Origin of the sequence: Chryseobacterium sp. T20 (genome assembly GCF_047345655.1) — a bacterium.
Classification (GTDB): Bacteria; Bacteroidota; Bacteroidia; order Flavobacteriales; family Weeksellaceae; genus Chryseobacterium.
This window is the reverse complement of the sequence record NZ_JBLFDU010000013.1, coordinates 112413-136892: the sequence shown is the minus strand read 5'-3', so window position 1 is coordinate 136892 and position 24480 is coordinate 112413. Positions and strand designations below refer to the sequence as shown.

18 protein-coding genes are annotated in these 24480 nt (G+C 36.0%); 11 read left to right on the top strand and 7 right to left on the bottom strand.

The window, feature by feature from the left end; all coding sequences use genetic code 11:
• Positions 1-77: 77 nt before the first annotated feature.
• The 5 genes from ACMA47_RS22170 to ACMA47_RS22150 all read right to left on the bottom strand — a co-directional run bounded on the left by ACMA47_RS22170 (position 78) and on the right by ACMA47_RS22150 (position 8613).
• Positions 78-2588 carry an alpha/beta hydrolase family protein gene (locus ACMA47_RS22170; RefSeq protein WP_413931533.1) on the bottom strand — a complete coding sequence of 837 codons (2511 nt, stop codon included), beginning with the start codon at positions 2586-2588 and terminating at the stop codon, positions 78-80.
• The gene (locus ACMA47_RS22165) at positions 2588-3949 is read right to left on the bottom strand and encodes a RagB/SusD family nutrient uptake outer membrane protein (RefSeq protein ID WP_413931532.1); all 1362 of its coding nucleotides are present in this window, start codon (positions 3947-3949) and stop codon (positions 2588-2590) included. The genes ACMA47_RS22170 and ACMA47_RS22165 overlap by 1 nt, the downstream gene beginning before the upstream one ends.
• Before the next feature lie 11 nt (positions 3950-3960).
• On the bottom strand, positions 3961-7050 hold the full coding sequence (locus ACMA47_RS22160; RefSeq protein ID WP_413931531.1) for a SusC/RagA family TonB-linked outer membrane protein: 3090 nt from the start codon (positions 7048-7050) through the stop codon (positions 3961-3963).
• A 152-nt stretch (positions 7051-7202) separates the two neighbouring features.
• Complete coding sequence (locus ACMA47_RS22155; RefSeq protein ID WP_413931530.1) at positions 7203-8033, bottom strand: FecR family protein; 831 nt, start codon at positions 8031-8033, stop codon at positions 7203-7205.
• A gap of 94 nt (positions 8034-8127) precedes the next feature.
• Positions 8128-8613 carry an RNA polymerase sigma factor gene (locus tag ACMA47_RS22150; protein WP_413931529.1) on the bottom strand — a complete coding sequence of 162 codons (486 nt, stop codon included), beginning with the start codon at positions 8611-8613 and terminating at the stop codon, positions 8128-8130.
• Between the two features lie 662 nt (positions 8614-9275).
• Between ACMA47_RS22150 and ACMA47_RS22145 the strand changes: the two genes are divergently transcribed.
• The 9 genes from ACMA47_RS22145 (at position 9276) to ACMA47_RS22105 (ending at position 16669) form a co-directional block, all read left to right on the top strand.
• The gene (locus ACMA47_RS22145) at positions 9276-10778 is read left to right on the top strand and encodes a transglutaminase family protein (protein ID WP_413931528.1); all 1503 of its coding nucleotides are present in this window, start codon (positions 9276-9278) and stop codon (positions 10776-10778) included.
• Positions 10699-11967: an RHS repeat domain-containing protein gene (locus ACMA47_RS22140; RefSeq protein ID WP_250253542.1), complete on the top strand. Its 1269-nt coding sequence runs from the start codon at positions 10699-10701 to the stop codon at positions 11965-11967. The genes ACMA47_RS22145 and ACMA47_RS22140 overlap by 80 nt, the downstream gene beginning before the upstream one ends.
• Positions 11957-12322: a hypothetical protein gene (locus ACMA47_RS22135; RefSeq protein WP_413931527.1), complete on the top strand. Its 366-nt coding sequence runs from the start codon at positions 11957-11959 to the stop codon at positions 12320-12322. The genes ACMA47_RS22140 and ACMA47_RS22135 overlap by 11 nt, the downstream gene beginning before the upstream one ends.
• A 35-nt stretch (positions 12323-12357) precedes the next feature.
• Complete coding sequence (locus ACMA47_RS22130; RefSeq protein WP_413931526.1) at positions 12358-13335, top strand: hypothetical protein; 978 nt, start codon at positions 12358-12360, stop codon at positions 13333-13335.
• Positions 13336-13471: 136 nt separating this feature from the next.
• Complete coding sequence (locus tag ACMA47_RS22125; protein WP_413931525.1) at positions 13472-14239, top strand: DUF2314 domain-containing protein; 768 nt, start codon at positions 13472-13474, stop codon at positions 14237-14239.
• 25 nt (positions 14240-14264) lie between these two features.
• A complete protein-coding gene (locus tag ACMA47_RS22120) occupies positions 14265-14585 on the top strand; it encodes a hypothetical protein (protein ID WP_413931524.1) in 321 nt (106 codons plus the stop codon).
• A gap of 28 nt (positions 14586-14613) precedes the next feature.
• Complete coding sequence (locus ACMA47_RS22115; protein WP_413931523.1) at positions 14614-15639, top strand: hypothetical protein; 1026 nt, start codon at positions 14614-14616, stop codon at positions 15637-15639.
• Positions 15640-15782: 143 nt separating this feature from the next.
• Entirely contained in the window at positions 15783-16418 is a 636-nt protein-coding gene (locus tag ACMA47_RS22110; protein ID WP_076394283.1) for a hypothetical protein, read from the top strand.
• 68 nt (positions 16419-16486) lie between these two features.
• A complete protein-coding gene (locus ACMA47_RS22105; RefSeq protein WP_076351056.1) occupies positions 16487-16669 on the top strand; it encodes a hypothetical protein in 183 nt (60 codons plus the stop codon).
• A 71-nt stretch (positions 16670-16740) separates the two neighbouring features.
• Here ACMA47_RS22105 and ACMA47_RS22100 read toward each other — a convergent pair whose 3' ends face one another.
• Positions 16741-17523 carry an XRE family transcriptional regulator gene (locus ACMA47_RS22100; RefSeq protein ID WP_123861448.1) on the bottom strand — a complete coding sequence of 261 codons (783 nt, stop codon included), beginning with the start codon at positions 17521-17523 and terminating at the stop codon, positions 16741-16743.
• Positions 17524-17600: 77 nt separating this feature from the next.
• Between ACMA47_RS22100 and dinB the strand changes: the two genes are divergently transcribed.
• Positions 17601-18749: a DNA polymerase IV gene (dinB, locus tag ACMA47_RS22095; protein ID WP_413931522.1), complete on the top strand. Its 1149-nt coding sequence runs from the start codon at positions 17601-17603 to the stop codon at positions 18747-18749.
• A gap of 10 nt (positions 18750-18759) precedes the next feature.
• Complete coding sequence (locus ACMA47_RS22090) at positions 18760-21822, top strand: DNA polymerase III subunit alpha (protein WP_413931521.1); 3063 nt, start codon at positions 18760-18762, stop codon at positions 21820-21822.
• 31 nt (positions 21823-21853) lie between these two features.
• Here the strand turns inward: ACMA47_RS22090 and ACMA47_RS22085 are convergent, their stop codons facing one another.
• Complete coding sequence (locus tag ACMA47_RS22085) at positions 21854-24340, bottom strand: hypothetical protein (protein WP_413931520.1); 2487 nt, start codon at positions 24338-24340, stop codon at positions 21854-21856.
• Positions 24341-24480 lie beyond the last annotated feature (140 nt).

The following is a 24480-nucleotide window of genomic DNA, read 5'->3' as shown; positions in this document are numbered from 1 at the left end:
TTATGTAAATAAAAAACAGCAGGAATGTATTCCTGCTGTCCTTTTAAAATGCTAAGGTGAAGTTGTGCAACAGTCACCTATTGGGCATCCTTTTTTATTTGTTTGTTTATCCAGGTTATATCTTTTTTATTCATTAGGAAGTAATCCCACCAGTCGAGTACTTTGGAACTTAAGGCTAATTCTTCAGAGCTGTCATTAAGGAACGAATGGTTTCCGCTTTTAAAAAAAAGAGCAACAACATCTTTTTGATAACGTCTGAGCCCTATATAAAACTCCATTGTTTGATCCCAAGGAACAATTCTATCATTTTTTCCAGCCCATAATAATATTGGGGCATTTACTTTCTCGACATTTAAAATAGGACTATTTTTTATATACCTGTTCTTATCTTCTGAAACAGTGGTGTGCATCTGGTATACAGTATTATATATAAAATATAAAGGTTTATTCCATGCATAACTATATGAATAAAAATCACGGATATTATCACTAATTCCGGCACCAGATAGGTAAGCAGCGAAACGATTGGATTTCGTAGCTATAAAATCAGTTTTGTATCCACCATATGACTGTCCGCAAAGACCAATTTTCGTATGATCAATATTAGGATTTTCGAGTACAGCATCCAATGCATTGTGCACACATTCCACGGCTGAAAGCCCAGGTCCCTTTTCACCGACAGTAGTATCCGGCAAGTAGACAAAATATCCACGTTCAATTAAGGTCCTAATTTGAGAGCCTTCAGGTAGTACTTTATTGGGAGAAAGATAATCGTTGGAAAGATATCTTTGCATATCATATATACGAACCACCATTGGATACTTTTTCTTTGGATCAAAATTAATAGGATAATATAATATTCCACTAAAGTGCTTTCCAAGTGCAGAATAACTATAAATCTCCTGTCTTATTTTTTTTGCTCTATCATCCGTAATATTGCCATCAAAAATCAGTTGCTTTGGCACTCCAAGACCATAACTATACAGAGCTGGCGGAATATTGAAATTCTCCTCTAAAGTATAAAAGGTTGTCATATCCTGATTATACATCAAAATATTATTCGTTAATCTATTCTTCGTCGGTGGTATAATTTGTGACCATTTCCCCAAGCTAAACAATTTATACGAGATGATATTGTTATCTTTATCAAATATTTCAGCCAGAACCTTTTCAGTAGGTAAAAAAGAAATCATGGTATAGTTATCACTTTTAGATACATAACTGGTAATTTTAGTCATTTTTCCTCTTCCGATACCCATAGCACTCAATTTCTTCTTTTTAATATTAAAACTCCATAGATCATCGCCGCTGTCAAAATAGATGTTTTCTCCGTTCTTGGAGAATACAGGCCGTTCTAATCCTGTTTTATCAATCAATGTTTCTTTTTTTCCATTGGAGTTGTACAAAATCCATTTGACACCATCTTTGCTGGCTAAAAACCATTTTCCGTCTGCTGAGCAGAAAACCTCATGATTAAGCAACAAGGGCCATTCTTTGGACAACCGTTTTACCAGTTTAAAATTTCCTATATCAGTCAAGGTATTTAATTTCAAATCATAAATTTTAGCGGCATTTAATTCCGGTTCGCTGGTAACAAAATTATGATCTTTGCGAGGTGGATAGGTGAGGAAATAACGATCGTTGTTAAGAGAATTAACTTCGTTATTTTGAGGCACCTCTATCTCTTGTAATTTGCTTTTTTTTGGATGCCATATCCAGAATTTTCGATCTGCGAACATCATAAAGTGTTCATTAACATAGGGATCATTGCCATGCCAAATTTCTAGAATTGGGTCTTTTTCTTCTGTGAATTTTACCCTTGCACTGATGAAGTAGGCTTTGCCCTGTTGTACTTCATTTAATTCAACTTCTGCCTGTTTGGGAATACTCAGCTCCAACAACTTTTTGCCAGAAGTTTCAGAATCCATTACAACCAATTTATCATTGTCAGTATCTGTTGTGGTTTCTGTAATGACTAACTGTTTTAAAGAAGCAGTAAATTCTATTTTCCGGATCGAGTTCTGCGTAGCGTAAATAACTTTTTCTTTGTCTCTGGAGATCTCTATAATCTCCGACCTGTCGGCATTCTCTTTTTTAATGAATAGTTTACTTTTAGAATCGGTTATGACCCACCCATCTACTTCCGCCGAATCCCAAAGCAGCTTTCCTGAGGTATCAAAGATTCTAAGATGATGATCTTTGGTTAAAAGTGCATATCTGTTGAGGTTTTCTAAGATATAAGCCTTTACATTATTCTCATATTTATAGGTTTTACCTGTGATAAGATTTAAAAATTCAACAGCTGGTCCTGTCTGTCCCAATACACCTTCTTCATTTAAAAAGACTATTTTGGAATGTAATATCTTGTGTATCGTTTTTGTAGGACCTTTGGTACTAATAACAAAAGAGCAGTTTCCATCTATTTTATTCATTTTATGAATACTAATCCAGTTACCATTCGATGATATCTTTGGAACACCGCCAAGTGTTGCAAATCGGTTCTTCCATTTTATTATAGTATCATGTTTTTCTTGTGCAGGAATCAGTAGTGTTCCAACAAAGAAAAATATGAGCAAAATATTTTTCATTAGTATCCAGTATTTTGAGGTTTAAGGTTAGCGTTCAGTAGAATCTCTTTTTGTGGTATGGGCCAGAGTTTGTGGTAGTCTTTCCAACTAGGTTTTGTATTTGGAAGGGTATTCAGTTTTCCAGTTCTTTTTAAGTCAAGAAAACGGTGACCCATTTCTGTAAAAAACTCTCTCTTATTTTCAAGCAGAATTTCATCCATTAATAAATCTTTGGTTATGGGCATGGCTAAAATGGGAATTTGTGCTCTCTGCCTTGTAGTGTTTAAATATGGCAAGGCTTCTGTAAATTTATTTTGTTGAACAAGTGTTTCAGCCAGTAATAAATAAGCTTCCTCAAGTCGGAAGATAATGGAATATTCCATTGTGTTGTTAAAGTCCCGGTTTTTATACTTTTCTGCTCTGTAATATGTGTTTCCATTAAAGTTAACGGCGGCAATCCAATGCTGTTTTCGCAGGTCACCGACAGAGAATGAGTTAATTAACACCGCTGTCAATGCATATGTAGAAGGTGCCGCATTAACAAAATAGTATATAGACGCTTGTGGCAAGGACTGATTGTTGTGAGGCTTTAACTGCCATAAGATGTGCTTTTCAGTTTTTTGAAAGACCTTATTGATGTCAGTCGTCATTTGATATAATGGACTTTGTGTAATTTCCTTCAGTGCAGTTTCAGCTTTATCCCACTCTTGCTTTGCCATGTAAACTTTTGCTAAAAGCAATCTTGCTACCATTCTATTGGGATAAATACGCTCAGCATTCCTATAATCATTTTGGAGAAGGAGGGATACTTCAAGCAGGTCGCTTTCCATTTTTGAAAGGACTTCTGTTGAAGCGGTTTTATTGATCGTATTATTGATGTTGTAATTAGTTGACTCAGGATAAGGAATATCACCGTAAAGTTGATTAAGATAGAACAACATAATAGTTCTAATCAGTAATGCCTCACCTTTTAAATACTTCTTATCTGAAGCTGTTATGGCAGTTGAACCTTCGATGCCTTCCAAAATGGAATTAGCCGTGTAAATATGCTTATAGGAGTTTGCCCAAAGACTATACACAATACTGTTTGTATCTAATTGTTGGTTCAGAAAAATATCTCTCGTGTCTGATGCAGCTGTTGTATAATTATCCAGTTCATCAGTATATGCGCTTAAATTGGTTTCCAGGTTTGCGCCGGCGATGGGCGAGTTGTTCATTACATCTGCGTACAACGCTGCCAATGCTGAATTAGCGGTTTGTACATCTTTAAAGACAGCCTCTCTATCGATCTGATTGTCAGGAATGTCAACTTCAATTAATTTTTCGCATGATGCAGTAATCAATATTACAATCATCATTATTATAAATTTTGTTTTTTTCATTTTAATAGATTTTAAAGGTTAAATTGAGCTCCAAAGGAATAGGTTCTCAGAGGGGGCAAAAAACCAGGAATCAAGGCCTCTGGATCTACTCCAAAGAATTTTGTCCATGTCCAAAGATTCTGTCCCTGAAAATAAATCGTAACATTTTTAAAAATTTCATTTCGCAAGGGTATTTTGTAAGCGACTTGTACATTTTTCAAGCGGATAAAAGAAGCATCAGATACTGTGGCATTGCTACTGCGGAATAAACTGTGGCTTGTCGAGTTTTTGGTGCTATATGGCATATAGAATCCTGAGGGGTTGTTTTCTGACCAAACATTAAGCACTTCAACTGGCTGATTGTTCATTATGCCGGGCATAGGTATAAAAGAATTATGATTTAACCCTTTCTTTTTTACAAACTGAAAAAGTAAAGAAAGGTTCCAATTTTTATATTTAAAGGTATTGTTCCATCCTCCAAAAAACTTGATACCAATATTTTCTATAATCTGGCGGTCATCTGGTGCGGAAATTTTTCCGTCGCCATTAAAGTCCGTAAACTGATATTGACCTGTTGTAGGATTAATTCCTTGTAACTGATAAAGCTTCAAAATATTTGTTGGTTGTCCGATGACATACTGGTTTGCGTATGGGGAACCTGCAAGCCCTGGAAATGATAGTAGTTTGTTTCTTGGAAAGCTAATATTGAAGCCCGATTCCCATTGGAATTTTTCACTAACAAAAGGACGTCCCGAGAGTTCCAGTTCAAGACCTGTGTTCTCAATTGTTGCCGCAAGATTCGCGATTACGCTTGTAAATCCTGTTACTGCCGATAATTGGTAACCTACCAACTGGCTGGAAGAACGGTTACGATACCACGCCGTTGTAATGTTTAAACGGTTTTTGAAAAAGCCCAGTTCAAGAGCTGTCTCTAATTTTCTTGTAATTTCCCAGCTATAATCTGGATTATAGAGACGGGTAGGAGATAAACCGGTGGTATTGTTGTAAATTAATGAAGATGAAACAGCGTAATTATCAAGGTATTGAAAGTCACCTATATTATCGCTACCTGCTGAACCATAACTCCCTCTCAGCTTACCAAAACTGAGCCACTTAAAGTCTTTTAAGACCGCTTCTTTTGAGAAAAGCCATGCAGCACCCACAGCACCGAAATTGGCAAACCTATTGTTCGGACCAAAACGGCTGCTGCCGTCCCGTCTTCCTGTAAGGTTAAGAAAATACCTGCCCTTATACTGATAATTAAGCCTTCCGAATAATGCGGCATAGCGGTACTCGATATTGGAATCTTCTAAGGTCATTACTGTTTTTGCAGCTCCGATATTCGTAATAAACTGGTTGTTTTCAAATCCGAACCCAAATCTATCATCGGTAGTTCTCAGATTTCTTTGGAAACTGGCTCCAACAAGTGTTTCCACATGGTGTTGTCCCCAGTTCTTCTGCCAATTTATTTGAGGCTCTGTTATAAAGGAGAAAACCTGTTGGGTCTTTCTGTTTGCTTGTGAATTGGCACTTGATGCTCCAGAGGCCAAATTTGGATTGTTAACAGTATTAGGTGTCAAGGCTAACTCATCAACGGTTGTATAATTCAGTCCGGCATTCAGTTTTATTTTAAGATCCTGATAGATGCGGTATTCCATATTTACATTGCTTTGAAACAACTTTGTATCGTTTTCGTAGGAAGCGTTGTATGCTGCCAAAGGATTTGTAAAAGTGTTGTTTTGCCAATTCAGACTTCCGTCTTCATTATAAAGTTTTGGAGCTATAGGAGCCAGCAAATAAGCATTTCTGGTCATATCGGTTCTCACTAAATTATTCTTCTGTTGCGTGAACATATTGGAAACACTTATTAGAAAACGATTGTCAACTGAACGGTGTGAAATATTTGAATTAAAAGTATTGCTTGTATATTTAAAACCCTGTCCGAATACCGTTGTTTGTTCATCGTGGCCAAGGCTTAACATAAAGTTTGTTGTTTCACTACCGCCACTTAATGAGAGCCGGCTGCTGCTTAATGTTGCTTTCTTTCCAATCAGGTTTTTTACCCAATCTATTTCGTGATCCTTATCCCATGTACCATTGATATCATAGGCATTGGCAGGGTAGTTTGTGATTTTATCATTTATATATGCATCACGACGCATTTGGATATATTGATCCTTATTCATTAACTTCAAATTTGAAAGAGCCTCACTGATTCCATAATTGGTAGAAAAATTCAGGCTTACTTTTCCTTTCTTTCCTTTCTTCGTTGTAATAAGTACAACTCCATTTGCACCGCGAGAGCCATATATTGCGGTAGCGTCAGCATCTTTTAGAACCTCGATACTTTCAATATCATTAGGATTAATGCTATTTAACGGATTGATGCTTCCGGCTGGAAAGATAGTAGAAGATATTTGAGATTTTTGAGATAAAATATCACTAAATGGAATGCCATCCACCACATATAAAGGGACGTTACCGCTAGGATCTGTAAAAGATCCTGTCCGCAAACTGTTCTGTCCCCTGATCTGAATCTCAAATCCACCACCGGGAACACCACTATTCTGCACAATGTTGACACCTGCCATACGACCTTGGATGGAGGAAAATACATTGTTTACAGGTTGATTTTCTATTTCTTTTGCTGCTACCTTAGAAATACTACCAGTACGTTCCTTGTCCTTTACATTGTAATATCCAGCATTTAGGATAACTTCTTCAATGGATTGAATTTTAGATGCTTCGCGTAAGGTATCTGCTTTTGCGATAGAGGGTTCAGACAATTCAATATTATCAGATGTTATTTTGTTTTTTTTTCGTCGAATAATGACGCTATTATTATTTATTAAAGCTTCAACCGGTATATCTCTTAGTAGCTTATTTAAACAGTCAATTAAAGGTTCGTTCTTACACTTTAGCGGTTGAACCGTATAATTTTTTAGATCATCAATAGAGTAGTTATACTGTATGTTATTTTCGGTTAGAAATTTTTCAACTGCTTTTGTTGCAGGAGTTTTACCGATTTCAAAACTTACCCTCATTTGCGAGAGATTGTGTTGGGCATGCAGCCCGTGCCAGCCGAATAATAGAAATGCAGTGGCACTGCATAAAATTTTCATATTTTTGCATGTATTTAAAAATTAATAATTCCGTTCAGTTTTATTAGTTGGATACAGGACCGACGGTTGCGCCCGTCGGTCTTCTTTATGAAGTCCAACCTAACTTAGGGCAAATGTCTGGGATTATGTCCGCAGTAATCAAAGACCGGAGTTTATTCCTCCAGTTCAAAAGTATTAACATTGGCTTTTTTTATATTTAGGTTTAATTGTATTGATATATTTTCCATTAGCTGATCTACGGTGACGTCCTTGCTTAAAATAGATATTTTTGAAGAGGCCCGGTCTGCTGGAAATATGATTTTAACCCCATAAGTCCTCTCTATGATCTTTAAGGCATCCTGTAAATAGAAGTCGGTAAAAGCTAGTGTAGCGCTTATCCTTCTCATTTTGAAATCGTCATGGGCTGTTGGTGCTACAGTAGCAACTTGATTGGAGCCCATATTTGAAAATGTTTCTTTGGGCTGTATGATATATGATTCTTTGGGTTTTGTAGAGTTGCTAACCTGAACCTTACCCTCATACAGATCCACGTTAAAAGTAGCGCCTGTTTGCACCACTTTAAATACAGTCCCTAAAACTTTAGCTTCATAGGAACCCGCATGTACAATAAATGGATGCTCTTTTGATTTGCTAACCTTAAAGACTGCATTACCCTCAAGAAAAACATCCCTTGTTGAAGAGGGAAAGGATTTGTATACTGTTAATTTTGCACCTTTGGAAAGGGTAATATGAGAACTATCCTTCAAGGTTATTGCCAAATCATTATCCTTAGCGAAGTAAATGTCAGGTAACACATACATCCTGTAAGTCATAATAGTACCGATTAACAGCAGGATTGATGCTGCTATTGCAGATACAAAGCGGGTAATTTTTCTTTTTCTCTTTTTGACTTCGTGCGCTCTTATCCGAGCGATAATAGCGAGCCAATCCTCTTCTGCCTCCTGGGGGGTGAGTGGTTCTACGTAAGGTTCATTATTGTTCATAGAAAAGGGTCTTTTATTACATTTAGGAACGAAATGAAAAAAGATCCCCTCTGGGAGCATTTATTTAACTCTTTTTAGCTGACTTTAACTTATTTTAAGAGTTTTTGTGAAAATTTTGAAGAAAAACTAATGCGTCTGAAATTTGTTTTTGCACAATTTTTTTTGACAAATTAAGCTGAACCGCAATTTTTTCCTGAGTTACGCCCTCAAGCTTGTTCATTGTGAACATTTTCTTACTTGAAGTCGGAAGTAACTCAATGCTATCCTGCATTGCTTGCAGTTGTTGTTCTTTAATGAGTTTAGAATCCAGCTGATCGACAGCATCATCAGGTGTTTCAGGAATATTATAATTTTTTTCAAATACATGTTTTCGTTGTGTTTTGAAAAATTTTGAAATTTCTTGGTTACAGGTCTTAAAAATTATATTTTCAGTATTAGCACCACCCAGCGACTCTCTATATTCCCATAGGTGGAAAAACACATTTTGTGCGATATCACGAATATCATTTCTGTTCTTAACTTTTCCTCTGATGTATTGAAACACACGTTCCCGATATGTATTGTATATGGATTTATACATATCCTCGACATCAGTTATATGTTTAGAGAAGAAAGTCATTAAAAAGGTTTCGGAGGTCTCGCTTTACAAATTTAATTATATTTTATTGAAAAAGTTAATTTTTGTAATAGATTTGCATTAAATCTTGCAATTGTTTGAATAATTTTATGTAAAATTGGGATTGCTCAATAATTGTCTAAGATATGTGTAATTACATCCTTTGATGGTGAAATTAAATTTCGTTTAAAAAATATTTATATATTTACATCCTAAAATTTATCGAAAACAAATAAAGCGTAAGCTGTCAACTGGTTAGAGAAAACTGCGAATCTTCTTTACAACCATTTTTTGACAGACTTACGCCCGTGTACCATTATATGGGCATGGGCTAGTTCGTCTATATGGTTGTCGGGTTCTCGCAGTACCTCTCTAACATAGCGTCATAGTTCCATGCCTTTTGTATTTTACCCCTATAAAGTACATAAGTGCAAATTCGTAATAACATCTATTATATTACGACAGGTTTTGGCGTTATCGCAGTTTAATTTTGTTTTTAAAGAATTAGAAATGAAAAGCTAAACAGAGAGAATTATTCAAAATTCCGTGAAAACCCCTATGTTTTAGTTTTTATAAAATAAATATATTGCGAAGCCAAAATCGACCTATAAGAACACATTAAACCGATGAGACAAATTATTTTACTTTACTATTTTATAGTTGGATGTTATTGCTATGGACAACGATTACCAAAACTTCCTGAAACTCCTCAGCAAGCTAATTTAAATAGTGTTCCGGTGATTCGGAATGAGACATCCAATTTGTCTTCTAGAATGAATAATTACCCAAATTATGTAAATCTACAGAAGAAAGTTAATTACCAGTCCGATCAAGAGCATCTAAATAAAGAAGTTGAACGTCAGATGGCAGAGATTCGTGCGGAAGCATTTTCAAGAAATTTTAAGCTATCTCCATTGTCAGACAAGAAAGGAACTAGCGCATATTACAATGCATTTGAACATCTTTCAAAACTTGATTCTGAAAGTTATTCAATTGCTGATGCAGTTTTTATAGTGGAAAATGCATACAATAACAATGATAAAAATTTCCAGGTAACTTATCAGGGTCAAATCCAGAAAGCCACAAATATCATCCGTAAAGAAATAAAAAATAGTGGAATTGAAGATTCCGACAATGTTTCTAAAAACTTATCCATTTTCAAATACTTCGCGGAAGACAGTAAACTTAACGGAAAAGTAGTGCATAAAGCAATGATGTATGATTTTGATGATTATATGGGCGCAAAGGATTACTCCAAAATGTTTGTTTCCAAGTTGATGAAAACCAATACAGGACAATGTCATTCGATGCCCTTGTTATACCTTATTTTAGCTGAACAGATCGGTGCAGAAGCTTATCTGGTTATGTCTCCTAATCACTCCTACATTCGGTTTAAAGATGCTGATGGTGAAATGCTAAGTGTAGAGCTCACCAATGGAATGTTTTCTGCCAATTCATTTGTGCTTAATTCTGGCTATATCAAGGCTGAGGCATTAAAGAATAAATTGTATATGCAGAACCTAAGTAAGCAAGAGATCTTATCACAGACCTATGTTGATCTTGCCAGTGGTTATATTCATAAATATGGTTATGATGAATTTGTATCCAAAGTTTTAGATAAAGCATTAGCATTAAATCCAAATAATATTAATGCTACGCTATGGAAGAGCAATACCGATCAAATGCGCTTTATGCAAGCCTGTGCTAGATTTGGTATTGATCCTGAAAATAAGGATCAGCTACAAAATATCCGTAATTATCCACCATTGGAAGAACAATTTCTTAAAATTAAGTCTGACTTCGATTATATAGACCAATCAGGTTTTACGCAGATGCCACTTGACCAATATGAAAAATGGCTTGGCTCATTGAGGAGTACAGAAAACAAGCAAAAAAGTGACGAAATCGCCGAGCGTATTAAAATCATAAATGCGCAGAAACTTAGAAAGGCGAAGAAGCAAGCAAAACCGGTGCCTCCAAAAAAGGAAAAGCCCAAAGATTATAGAATACTTAGAGAATTATTAACCATTAACCAAAAACAAACAAATTATGAGAAAGATTTTATTTTTTCTTGTGCTGTTTCTACTAAGCTTTTCCCAAGCGCAGGTAAATCACAAGAAAAAGGTTAGCCAAAAAAAGGAGTGGATCAATCCTGTTAAGCTGACAAAAGAAGAGCGCTCCCGTCCTTACATGGCGGAAGTTCTAAAAACTAGAGATAGTCTCAGTCCGGAAGAGGCCGAGAGAAGGAGAAAGAATATTGCTGCTGGAAATCCTTTTAAAAAATATGGGTACTATCCAAAAGTTGCAACATTAAGCAAAGGGAAATACCTTGAATTTCACGATCAGGATAGTGTTGTCACTATCGGATCAGTACGCTTCAATGTCAAAAAGGGTGAGGTTGTCGATTTTCTGGAAGTCGATCTTGACGATCCAGATGCCCAACCAATTGGTGACACACATGGTCGTTGGATAAGTCCCGACCCGCTAAGTGAAGAGTTCTCAAGCTGGACGCCATATAATTATGTATTTAATAATCCTATCAGCAATATTGATCCTGATGGAAGAGAAGGCTTAGGATGGGGATTAGGTAAAGATAATGTCTGGCAATGGCAAAGTGATTTAACAGCAGATAATTATCAATCAAAAGGTTTTAGTGAATATAAAGCTGACGGATCTGTAATTAGTAATGCGACTATACAAGGCCAAGGTGGTGATGCTGGTGCTGTTTACTTAGGATTTAATGGCCAAGCTCAATCACTTCCAGCGGGTGGGGCTACAGGTGCTCTTCAACTGTCTAATTTTACAAGAGATGCCATTTCTTCTACACTTTCAGCAGTAGGTTCAGCTATTAATGGCATATATGACGTTTGGATGATTGCGACTTTTAGTCCAGATCCAAATATGAACGTGAATACCCCAAGTGCAACTACGCCAGTTGGGAAGGCTTTTGAAATGGCTGGAAGTGTTGCTCCATTGTTGGGTGCAGAAGCAAGTGGCACAAAAAATGCTCTTACAGAACCGGTCACAAATACACTATATAAAAGACCTAATAATGCTACAACCGCTGCACAACGTGCGGCAGTTCAAGGAGAGCCTTGCGTCACTTGTGGGGTTACAGATACAAAAATGGTAGCAAATCATAAATATGAACTTGTCAAAGAACATTACCAAACGGGGACTATTGATACAAAACGAATGAAATCATTAAATGCAGTGAATTCTCAGTGTCAAACTTGTTCTGCAAAACAAGGAGCAGCAATGAGTCAATACTCTAAGGAAATGAAAAAAATAATACAACAAAGAACAAATGGAAAATAAATATATAGAAGAGCAAAAAGAGATTTGCATAAAATATGATCAGGATTTTTTTAATACAAGCCTTGATTTAAAAATTGGTATATCTGATAACTTCAATAGTGGTGAAATGCCTTTAAATGGATTGAGACATTTTCCCGAAGGAGATACTTCGGGCTGGTATATATGGGCCGGAGAGTATTCGGAATCCGAGGATTTTTTTAAACCAATTCATATTTTTCATTTATTGGAAGGTTTTCCTGACATAGTAAAATTTTTGGGACTTCCTCCTGGCAATCGATTTTTGATAGACAATAAAGGCTATGAAGATGTTTGGTTCGATGATGGTTTATTGGTTTATGATACTCAACGCTCATAGATATAAATAAAATATCACTGTAGAAAGTCGTAGCAATGGATGAAAAATATTTAATCTTCAAAAAAGATGAACTGGCAAAATCAAGAATCTTGGCTAGGGAACTAGCTATTTCTGAGAGTGATTTCATTAAAATCCAAAACTGGTTTGACTTATTACTTTTTAAGCATAAAGAATCATCTAGTGATAGGGAAGAACAATTAAAAACAGAACAGGATCTCGAAATCGCTTTTAACGAACTGATTTCATCAGAAATTGAGAGGAAAAGCTATAAATACATTTTGCCTAAGTTATTGAATTATAATAATGAATTTAATGGTGCTTTTTTAAGATCGTTATATGTAGCAAGGTTAGGAGCATTACTCAGAGATAATTTGATAGCCAAGTTAGTAAATGATAAGATGACTGTCTATTCGCCAGAAGATTTTTTTCATACTACGGTTTATCTTAAAGTGAATTACTTTATTTCCCCAAATAGTAATTTTTTAGAAGATATTCTAAAAATAGAACATGTTCGTGGTATTCTCATACAGGCAACAATCAATGAGAAGTTTTCAATTTTGAAAAATATATTGCACATTATTCAGCAAAAGACCTTTCACCATGATATTATCTGTTTTAAAAAGATTTTAAAATTGGTTTCGTCTAAGGATGTCGCATTAATTGATTATTTGAAAAAATTTCAAGTGGAAAATCAGCAGGGCTGTTATAAAATCTTGAATGGCATTTTTAATTTAGAAATTGCTGAAGATGATTGGGATGATTTTGAGATTAAAGTTCAGCTTATTAATTTCTTTGATACTGGGCGTGGCGCTAATCCATCCGCAGGTTGGAAAAAGAAATTTCACGAGCTTTCAGGAACTATTGATAGAAAAAAGCTGTTACTAACCGCCAATACGGTTTTGAAAAATGACAATTGCAAAAACTTTGAGTTTGATTATGGGGCGCAATGGGGGGATGATACAGCAAAACGATTTTTGAAATCGGCACAGTGGATAAGAGCTATTTTGTGCTGAATAATCCTCGATAAATTGATCTGTTTGAACTGCATTGTATAACCCAAAATGCGATGTGTAAAGTTATAAATTAAAAGATGTCTGCTCGACTATAATAATGTAACCCTAAAACAACGGTGACATTCACCTGTGAAACATGAATAAAAGTTTTCAGTTAGAGGTAAATCAAGAATATCTCTATTTATTATATAAAGCAAAAAACACAATCTGGTATTTCAACGAGCTAGTTAAAAGTGGTTATTCTGGTTATTCTGCGATCAAATTTCAGAATGAGAATGGCATTTTTGTTTGGTTAGAAAATATTAGGATTGAAGATAGCTATTACTGTGGAGTTTTGTCAGAAAATAATGAGCCGAAAAAAGTCCCTTTAAATACAGCTATAGACTGGATGATTATTGAGGGGCAAAGAATGCTTGGAGGCTACTCTATAAGACATTATTGGAATACGTTGGGAGAAGAGGAAAAACTCAATTTTGAAATAGAATGTGGATTTCGAATTGACGAGGGTAATGATTTTTTCAGACCAGATCGTTCTACGCCTGAAGGTGCAATTTTAAGTATTGAGGAGTTTTATGGTCACAAAGATCTTGATGGAATTATTTCCTGTAAAGATTTCAGGAAGGAAGCTGAGAATATTATGATAGAACATTCTGTAGAAATTAATGAGAAGACCCATGAAATGATAACATCAGCCTTGAAAGTATCATTTTTTGAAGAGTTAGAGTTAAATGGGTTTCCAAAATTTGAAGGTTTAGACAGGGTTTTCACCATTGAATATCAAAGAGAAGATCAGCAATTAATAGAGGAGAAGGTTATTTACAGTGACGGTACAGTTACTATAAATAGGCTGTGGGTATGGTATTCTGGCAAAGATGGCTGGAAAGTATTAAACCTTGTTGAATGAAATTAATTATGAAATGCGAATAGAGATGAAATTAGAAAATATTATTAAAGCAATCAGACGCAATTCACTAGCTACCTTGTTAGGCGATCAGTATATAGACCTGGATTTTGACAAGATTATAATTTTTGCAGAACATTCTGTTAGTACGGATACAGAATATCGGTTTTTTAAGTCAAAAAGAGGCATGGGAGAATTGCTAAAAGAGGATAATATTAGTTATGAACGTCTGTGCTCGTTGAAGGAATTAAGCCGGCTAATAGATTTGTTCCTTGCGAAATACGATAAAAAAACCGATGATGTATTGGTGATCGAAATCATTGATCATCTTGATAACAATAAAATCTAATACTCTTTATGATTAAGAGTTCCAAATTATGAAATACTTTATTATTACCCTAGTTCTTTCAATAACCAATTTTGTCAAAGCACAACAAAATAAGTTTTACGATGATGCTTTTCAGACGATAAATAATATGTTGGCTGATAAACAGGCTTATAGTTTTAAAACTGCTGTGCTAAGTGTTGAAGATGCTTATTATCAAGGTAAGCTGGATACAGTCGAAGTAAACCGGAAAATAAAATTCATGGCCAACTTTGCAAAAAAAATTATAGAAAGTAGAGACTTGACCTATGACGGAAACGATAAAGTAGCAGTGAGTAAATATGCCGCTATATTTTCAATTATCTGCCAAGAAACACCGATTGTTATGAATAAGGATACGCTTCATTATAAACCCTTTTCTTATGATTTTAATGACGTATTTGGTCATAAAGAGTTAACAAACCTTTTTGTTTCCAAACTGGTCAATACGCAGAAAGGTAACTGTAATTCTCTACCATACCTATATAAAATACTTGCAGAAGAGATTGGTGCTGATGCGAGTTTGGCGCTAGCTCCAAACCACATCTATATTAAGCATAATATAAAGTCAATAGGTTGGTACAATACGGAATTGACGAGTGGTGTTTTCCCACAGGATGCATGGCTTATGGCATCGGGATTTATACATTTGGATGCGATACAGAACGGTGTTTATATGAAGGCTTTAACTGATCGTGAAAGCCTTGCCCTATGTTTGGTGGATCTTGCCAATGGCTATAAGAGATCGTTTCCCGAAAATGATGGAAGCTTCGCCCTGAAATGTGCGGAAAGAGCTTTGGAGGTTTATCCTTATTTAGTGACTGCATTGATTTTAAAAGCAGAAACGCATAAGGAGCAATATCAAAAATTAGTTGCTACTGAACCAAAAGCAAAAGAATTGCTTTCTTTGTTGAATAAAGAATATAAGCATATTCATGAAATAGGTTATCGAAATATGCCTGAAGGAATGTATTTGGAATGGTTGGTTTCTTTGAAAACTGAACGAAAAAAATATGAAGACACGAGGTTGTCCCATTAGTTCGGTTTAGTTTTTAAGTGTAGACTCAAATAAATTTCCCTTTAACAAAAGATATTATAGTATTATAGCAGTCCGGAATTATTAAATTATGCCAAAAATTATGAACTTTAAATCATAGTTAGGACATATAAATAATTCAAATTATGACGAATGAATATAGAGATGCTGTAAGAAACCATTATTTGATACTCAAAGAACAAGGGATAATTTCAAATAATATGCTGTACTTAACTCCAGCGAAGGTTAGAAATGAGTGTATTATGAGCTACATGGAAATTTCGAACCATTATGATATGCGTACACTCAAAAATTTCATGGATAAGTCGATGAAGGACGAGGTTTCGCTTTTGGAAGTTAAAATGATTAATCCGGCAAAATTTAAGCCTTTAATTTACTTCCTGAAAAAGGACAAGAATACTTCTGAACTAGCTATAGAAATGGCGGCCTGGCTTTTGAATTTTACACCACGTCCGTATAGCTATTTTGCATATTTAAAGCACAAGGAAACCGGAAAACCGATCAATCCATATCTGGAGCAGCATGGTGTATCCGATTCGATGTTATCTGTTCAAGTGAAAGCCCCTGAAAACTTTCATGAGCCAATTTCGCCGCAAAGTCATACACTGGAGATTGTTAGAAATGAATTAATGAATGGGAATGCAGTGGAAGGAGATTCTAACTATGCTGAAACTCCAGTTATGATTGAATATCCTTCTGGCGTTAGGGTCATTGTTAAAAGTTCGGATATTTCTTTTATATCAAAGCTGATCAAAATATAAATCTGATTATTTCAAAGAATTACGGTAAACCGTAAAATCTCTGTGTTTTGTTTATTATTTTTGGGATAATGACGAAAGAAATAACGCTAGGATCGCTTCCAGAGAATAAAAAGTTTATTTTTGGGGGTGTAGAATTCACTAAAAAATTCAATACGGATAGGGAAGACGAGTTTACGATCTGCCACATTGGAGATACCGAATTTGCAGTTTATATTTCAGGCTGTGCCTGGGTTAAATATGAAAGTGAATAGCAACAGTTATCTTCAAAAACAATCGGAAGTCTCCTAAGGTGACAGGCTCCCGATTGTTTTCCTAAATTCACTCAATTCTTTATAGCTGCCTTTAATTCCTTTATTTCCTGCATTAATCTCAATAACATTGATTTTACATCTTCGCTTGCAAAGTCGATAATCTCAAGTTCCTGGGGTGAATAGCTGCCAGCATGTTGCCAGATTTCCCATAAGTCAGAAAAAGGAATTTCATAGTTTTCATAGAAGCTTTCATTTGATTTCACGGTGATGGACTTTTTATTTACGCTTTCTATCCGCTTAAATATAAAATCGGTTCGCGTGATAAGGAGATAGACTTTACCTAATTTTATATCACTAATACGCTCTACGTATTCTCCAATAACATAAGTACCATCTTTGTAAGGGGGCATGGAATCGCCTTCTGCGGGAAAAGCCCTATACTTACCATTTCTTAGAAATGGAAGAGACATAGTCTGTAACCCCTCGATGTATTCAGGATCTGCATATCCTTTAAGATAGCCCATTTTAGCTTTGTAAGGAACTATTTCTATCTTGTTTTCCCCTAATGAGTCCGTCTTAATAGGAAGCAGTATTCTGTTATCCGGCAGATTGAGCATTTCTTCCAGTTTATATTTTCTGAGGTCAACAGTCAATAATAGATCTGTACTTATATGATAATAGCGGGAAATAGCTAACAATACATCCAGGGGAGGAGTGTATTTCGCAGTCTCATATTTTGCGTATGAGTCTCTGGAAATCATCAATTTCTCAGCAATTTTTTCTTGTGAGAGATTAGGTGCCTGTTTAAGTCGCAAATACCTTATGTTATCCGCTAGAATAGAGAGTGTTGACATTTTGTGACAATTTATCACAACAAAAGTAATATAAATTGTGATAAATCTTCTCAATTTTGCTAAATAATTTAGTAAACATGAATCGGTCTATCGTACATATGGATTTAGATACCTTCTTTGTTTCCTGCGAGCGGCTTGTAAACTCACAGCTTAATGGTATCCCATTGATTATTGGTGGAGGAGACCGCGGTGTGGTTTCTTCCTGTAGTTATGAAGCAAGAACTTTCGGCGTTAGATCCGCCATGCCAATGAAAATGGCGCTACGTCTTTGCCCACAGGCTAAAGTAGTGAAGGGCGATATGGAATTGTACAGTAAGATGTCCCATACTGTTACAGAAGTTATTGAAGAAAGCGCACCGGTAATGGAGAAAGCTTCCATCGATGAGTTTTATCTTGACCTTACCGGTATGGATAAATTTTTTGGGGCATATAAATGGACGAATGAGTTAGGTGCCAAAATTGAAAAAGAGACAGGACTTCCGATCAGTTATGCCTTGTCAATAAATAAAACAGTGAGCAAAATTGGTACGGGGGAATCCAAACCTCATGGTCATCGTGAGATACCTTCAGTAGGCGTTCATTCATTTTTAAACCCTTTATCGATCAAAAAGATGCCTATGGTAGGGAATGCAACTTTTCAGCTATTTTCAAGAGTTGGAATAAGAACTATAGGCACTTTATCAGAAATGCCGGTTGAGGTGCTCCAACAGATGATCGGAAAGAATGGTGTTGATCTATGGAAGAAAGCCAATGGAATTGATGAAACTCCTGTCGTACCATATTCAGAGAGAAAATCGATCTCAAAAGAAAGAACCTTTAATAGTGATACGATGGATGTGTATGAAGTTAGAAGTATTATTTCGGGAATGGCTGAACAGCTGGCCCATCAGCTTCGCCAGGAAAAATGGTTGACAGCAACCGTAGTAATTAAGATCAGGTATTCAAACTTTGACACCGAAACCAAACAGAGCCGTGTAAGCTATACATCATCTGATCATACTTTAGCAAGAGTTGCGCTTGAACTTTTCGATAAGGTATATGTGCGAAGAATGCGTCTTCGTTTAGTGGGTTTAAGATTTACTGATCTTGTCCACGGTAGTTATCAGATGAATTTATTTGAGGATAATGCTGAGCTCATCAGCTTGTATCAGGCAATGGATAATATTAAGAATCGTTTCGGAAAAGATGCGGTCGGCAGAGCCGTGGGTTTTAATTTTTCACGCTAATTGCTCAACTATGTATTTGAACTGCCATTCCTATCACAGCTTACGTTATGGAACGTTATCCATTGACGATCTTGTATGCCAGGCAGCCGCAATGGGTATTAAAGAGCTTGTTCTTACTGATATCAATACGATTACGGGCATTTATGAATTTAAGAAAAAATGTGAAGGGAATGGAATAAAGCCGATTGTTGGTGTTGAGATACGTAAAGGGAGTGAATTGCTCTATATTGTCATTGCAAAAGAGTTTACTGGGATAGGAGAGGTAAATCGGATTCTAACATCTTATAATTGTGATGGTATCGATCTACCTGAGCGACCAGATTTTGAAAACTGTTTTATCATTTATCCACTTAATGCTCACAGACCTGAACAGCTTAATGATAATGAATATATTGGAATTCAGGAGGAAGAGCTAAATATGTTGATCCGCAAAGAATATCAAAGATTGATTCCCAAAATGGTCATGTTACACCCTGTGACTTTCAGCACGAAGAAAGAATTCAATCTGCACCGGATTTTGAGGGCTATTGATAATAATATGTTGCTTTCTAAATTACCAGAAAGTGAAATTTGCTCGAAAACAGCGTATTTAAAATCACCGCAAGTAATTTTAAATGCCTACCGGAATTATCCGCAAATTATCCAGAATACAACTGTAATTCTTTCGGAGTGCAGTTTTGACTTTACATTCGAAACACCACGCAATAGAAAATTTTATACAGGTTCTAAGAAAGATGACCTGAGGCTTTTATCACGGTTAGCTTTTGTTGGACTGGAAAGACGTTATGGGAAAAGTCACGGACAGGCAAAACTGCGGATCGAAAAGGAATTGAAAGTTATTGATGAACTTAATTTTAGTGGATATTTCCTGATCACATGGGATATTATCAGGTATAGTAATAGTGTGGGCTTCATGCATGTTGGTAGGGGCAGTGGTGCAAATAGTATTGTCGCTTACTGTCTGGGTATTACCGATATCTGCCCCTTGGAACTCGATCTCTATTTTGAGCGGTTTTTAAATGAGAACCGAAAAAGCCCACCGGACTTTGATATCGATTGGAGCTGGCAGGATCGGGATACTATATTGGAGTATATCTTTGACCGTTATGGTAAAAATTACGTTGCGTTCTGTGGGACGAATGTTGAGTTTAAGTACCGATCTATTATCCGGGAGGTAGGGAAGGTGTTTGGTTTACCAAAAGAGGAACTCGATGAATTGTCGAAATATCCTGAAAGAGTATTTCGAGATGAGATAGTACAGCAAGTTCAGAAATATGGAAAGCTCTTAGAAAAGTTTCCAAATCAGCGTTCCATGCATTCTTGTGGGATTATTATTTCTGAGGAACCCCTGACAAATTTTACTGCACTGGAAATGCCGCCCAAGGGATTTCCGATCGTGCAGTGGGATATGCATGTGGCAGAGGAAATCGGATTTGAGAAATTCGATATCTTATCCCAGCGGGGTCTGGGTACAATCAATGATACAGTTAGGCTTCTGGAAGAGAAAAGAGGAATTAAGGTAAACATCAAAGACACTAACATTTCCAAGGATGAGGAAAAATGCAATGAATTTTTAAGCCAGGGAAGGACAATAGGTTGTTTTTATATCGAAAGTCCTGCAATGCGCGGGCTGCTTAGAAGGTTAAAATGTGACAACTATAAAGTGCTGGTGGCAGCATCGTCGATAATTAGACCAGGAGTGGCGCAGAGTGGCATGATGCGGGAATATATCTTTCGGCACAACAATCCAGATAAGTTTGAATATTTTCATAAAGTTTTTGAAGAGCAACTCGGAGATACCTATGGCATCATGGTGTACCAGGAAGATGTTATTAAGATTGCGCTGCATTATGGGGGAGTATCCGCAGCGGATGGTGATATTCTCAGAAGGGCAATGAGCGGAAAAGGTAGGTCACTTTCGGCACTTCAAAAAGTAAAAGACGATTTTTTTGCATCTTGCAGACAACAGGGACACCCGCAAGAACTGAGTGCAGAGATTTACCGACAGATTGAATCATTTGCAGGCTACTCATTTTGCAAGGCACATTCTGCATCTTACGCTGTAGAAAGTTATCAGAGTTTATATCTGAAAGTATACTATCCGTTGGAGTTTATGGTGTCAGTTATCAATAATATGGGTGGTTTTTACCGGACGGAGGTGTATGTTCATGAAGCAAGGATGTCTGGTGGAAAGATTATGAATCCATGTGTAAACAGGAGTGAGCACCAAGCTACGATTTATGGCGATGAGATCTATTTGGGATTTATGCATCTTGAAAAAGTTGAATCAAGACTCGGACAATTGATTCCCGAAGAAAGGAGAAGAAATGGACAATACAAATCCATGGAAGATTTTATCAAACGAATACCTATTGGTATAGAAACGTTGCAGATATTGATATTTATTGGTGCTTTTCGATTTTGCGGAGTTCCTAAGAATGAATTATTATTAAAAGCAAGGGTATTGCTTGGAGACTTTAAACCAGAACATCGGTTTGAAACATTATTTGAGGAGCCTGTGAAGGAATTTAAAATTCCGGAACTGAAAAGAAACATCTTTGAAGATGCTTTTGATGAGATAGAAATTTTAAGTTTTCCAGTGTCCTGTACACCTTTTGATCTATTGCAGACAAAGTACAGGGGTACAGTGATGGCAAATGAGCTTGTTCAATATCATAAGAAGCAAGTTAAAATGCTAGCCTATTTGATTTCTAGAAAACATGTTCCGACGAAAAGGGGAACAATGTATTTTGGAACCTGGGTCGATGTCCATGGAAATTACTTTGATACGGCACATTTCCCGGACTCCCTTGAAAAGTATCCTTTTCAGGGTGGGGGATGCTATTTACTTTTAGGAATGGTAGAAGTAGACTTTCATTTTCCTACGATTACAATAACTAAAATGGCAAAGATGCCATTTATTCCTGATCCACGATATTGCCACGATGAGGAAAAGAAATATGAAGCGCAACAACGAATGAAAGAAGATGTGAGTATGACTTTTCGAGCTCCATATCCTCGAGAACATGAGATTGGATTGCCAAGAGTGAGTTTTAATAATAAACTATTATGATGCAACAATCTCTGATCAATAGTAATTCAAATTAATTGATATCTTTTATTAAGTTCGGGTTTCCATATAAGTGCAGACAGGCCCAGGCTGCTGGGGTAGGGTATCGTTCATTTACTTTCCTGTTTGCATTAAATGTTGCTTGTGATATAGTTTGACCTTCTTCAAATGACTTTAAAAATTCGGGAAGCCAGTATCGTGGAACTGTAACATCAAGTGCCCAACATGGAGCAATAACAGCATCATACCCTTGGGCAATAAAACGCTTAACCAATGAGGTTACGTTGTTTCTAAAAAATTCTGTTTTCATTGACCCGGAATGACAAACAAAGAAGATTAAAATTCTTCCTTTTCCAATAACCGTATTTAAGTCATAAGTAAGGTGATCTTCCTGAGATACGATCTGAGTTTCAGAAATGTTTTTAGCGCCATGAGAGCATACAATATTGATATCAGCAGACAAAGGTTCGTTTAATTTCATTTCTTGATGAACATTAAAAGAGTATTCTTGTAGCGTATTTTCTATATTTCCAAATAGGTAGCTCAGCGGATAGTCCCCACTTTCTATGGGAATCCAAATAGATTTTTTGTAATCAGATGGTAATGGGTTGGTTTGATGTGTTTCTAATAGCCATTCTGTCGAAAGGACATTGGTAACAGGAATATATTTCGCAATAAAATCTCCATCGCTGTTTAAAAATAAGTTGTGAGGAAATTTTGACAACTCCATGTCTTTTACAATATATAGTGCATTAGCGTTATCATGGACCGCCAATTTGCCTATACTCAGCCTCCTGATAATCCTAGCTTCTTCATTCGCATACTCCTCCGGGGATATCTGTCGTACCCCTCGATTCTCTTTTACGGTATCATCAAATTTAAGATCAACAAAATAGTCACTATCGAGCAATTTTTTATATAACTCATATTTCCAGTCTTCATGTAAATGAAAAGAGAATACATCGTTGAATAACTGAAGCTGAGATAACTTTTCTTCTGCGCAGGCAAGCCAGCACATTGCAACCCCGGGATTAAGTGATAATTCTTTTAAAAATTCTTCAGAATTATCGTAAAGCATTTCTATTTCATCAACATTTACTTCCGGCAAAATTAATTGCACGAGTTCTTCGGATTTTTTTTCTTGAAACAAGATACTGTAATCTGATTTTAGAACCATTGATAAAAGGAAAGCAGAGGAGTCTTTGTTTTTCGTACTATAGTCAATAAGGCGATTTGAAATCATGATGGCACTTTTGTTATCATAAACAAAATCTGCTGTATTTCTGGTTTCATTTAATTTAACAAGAGATTCCTTTAAATGCTTTTTCAAATCTTCTGTATCAGCTTCGATGATATCCTTGTATTTTTTCACATAATCTGCGGGAACTATCATTTCAAAAGTTGTAAGGAAAAAACCTAATCCATTTGGAGTGAAATCTGCATCTGGATAAATTCTTTTTATGTTGTATAAAGTCACAAGCCATGGCATCGCATCATTAATTCCACCAGCCAAAATGCTTTCTCTTTCTTGACGCAAATAGTCCAATAATTGTGATGGCAATAGAGGATCATCCAACATCAATAAGCAAGTGAAATAGCCGTGATCCAAGGATCTCCTTTCATAAGGTGGAAAGTTGATTTCGACAGGTATTTCCCTATATATTTGGATTGCAAATTGAGGGAGTCTAACGTTTCTAAAAAATTTTAAGGCTTGCCAAATAATTTCCCTTATTAACCTTTCGGAGTAAGGCGGTTTCTTTTTCAGAATACAGGCTAAACAAAGATTAATATAAATTAACGAAGCATGAATGCTCCCTACATTGGAGTACATTCGGAACGAATTGAAGTAGCCTACTTCAGGAATACCATCTTTATATGATGATAATAAAACTTCTTCTGTAAAATCGCGTCCGGGTTGGTAATGCTCTGATGAGCTAAGCCTATCAACTATTAATCCCACAGTATGATAAAATAACTCAGCATTATCTAGCGACAACAATATTTGACGTAAGAAACCTGAAAGAGATATATTGGAGAAAACTAGATCTTCATTCCAATTTAACTGTTTCGCATCATTTTGTAATTTATGGATAACCAAAGTAGCCATCCTTTTTTTATTATCATCGGATAGTGTTGAAATATCGAAATTATTTTCAGACAACCTTTGTTTGTTTTTCTTTTGGAAGGAAGCTTCTAAAATCGGCTCCATCATCTCAAGGGTATGATCATCTGGCTTATAATCCATTACGGAAAGATCAAATGGACGAAAATTCTTCGAAAACAAAAGTTTATCATATAGAGCAAAGAATAGGTCAATCGAATATGGAACTGAATTTTCACTATTATTTTCTAAACTTTGTAAAAAAGCCGGTATATGGTTCCGGTACTCAGAGTAGTCTGTAGCCATACTGGAAATAATCTCCCTATATAAACCTTTCAGTTCATTCTCGTGTCTATTATGATTGTGAAGTCGTTCATCAGTAAGTTTCTGATTGAAGTCATTAACTTTTATTTTATCCATATTGAAATAGGCTTTATTACAGTCAGGAAATCGCAATCAAGATACTTAGATTTTCCTCGGCTAAGGATACAAATTTAACTGTTTTTATGCACTTTTGTAACCTTCTTCTTCGTAGCAGAGGACAAATTTATTATTTTGTA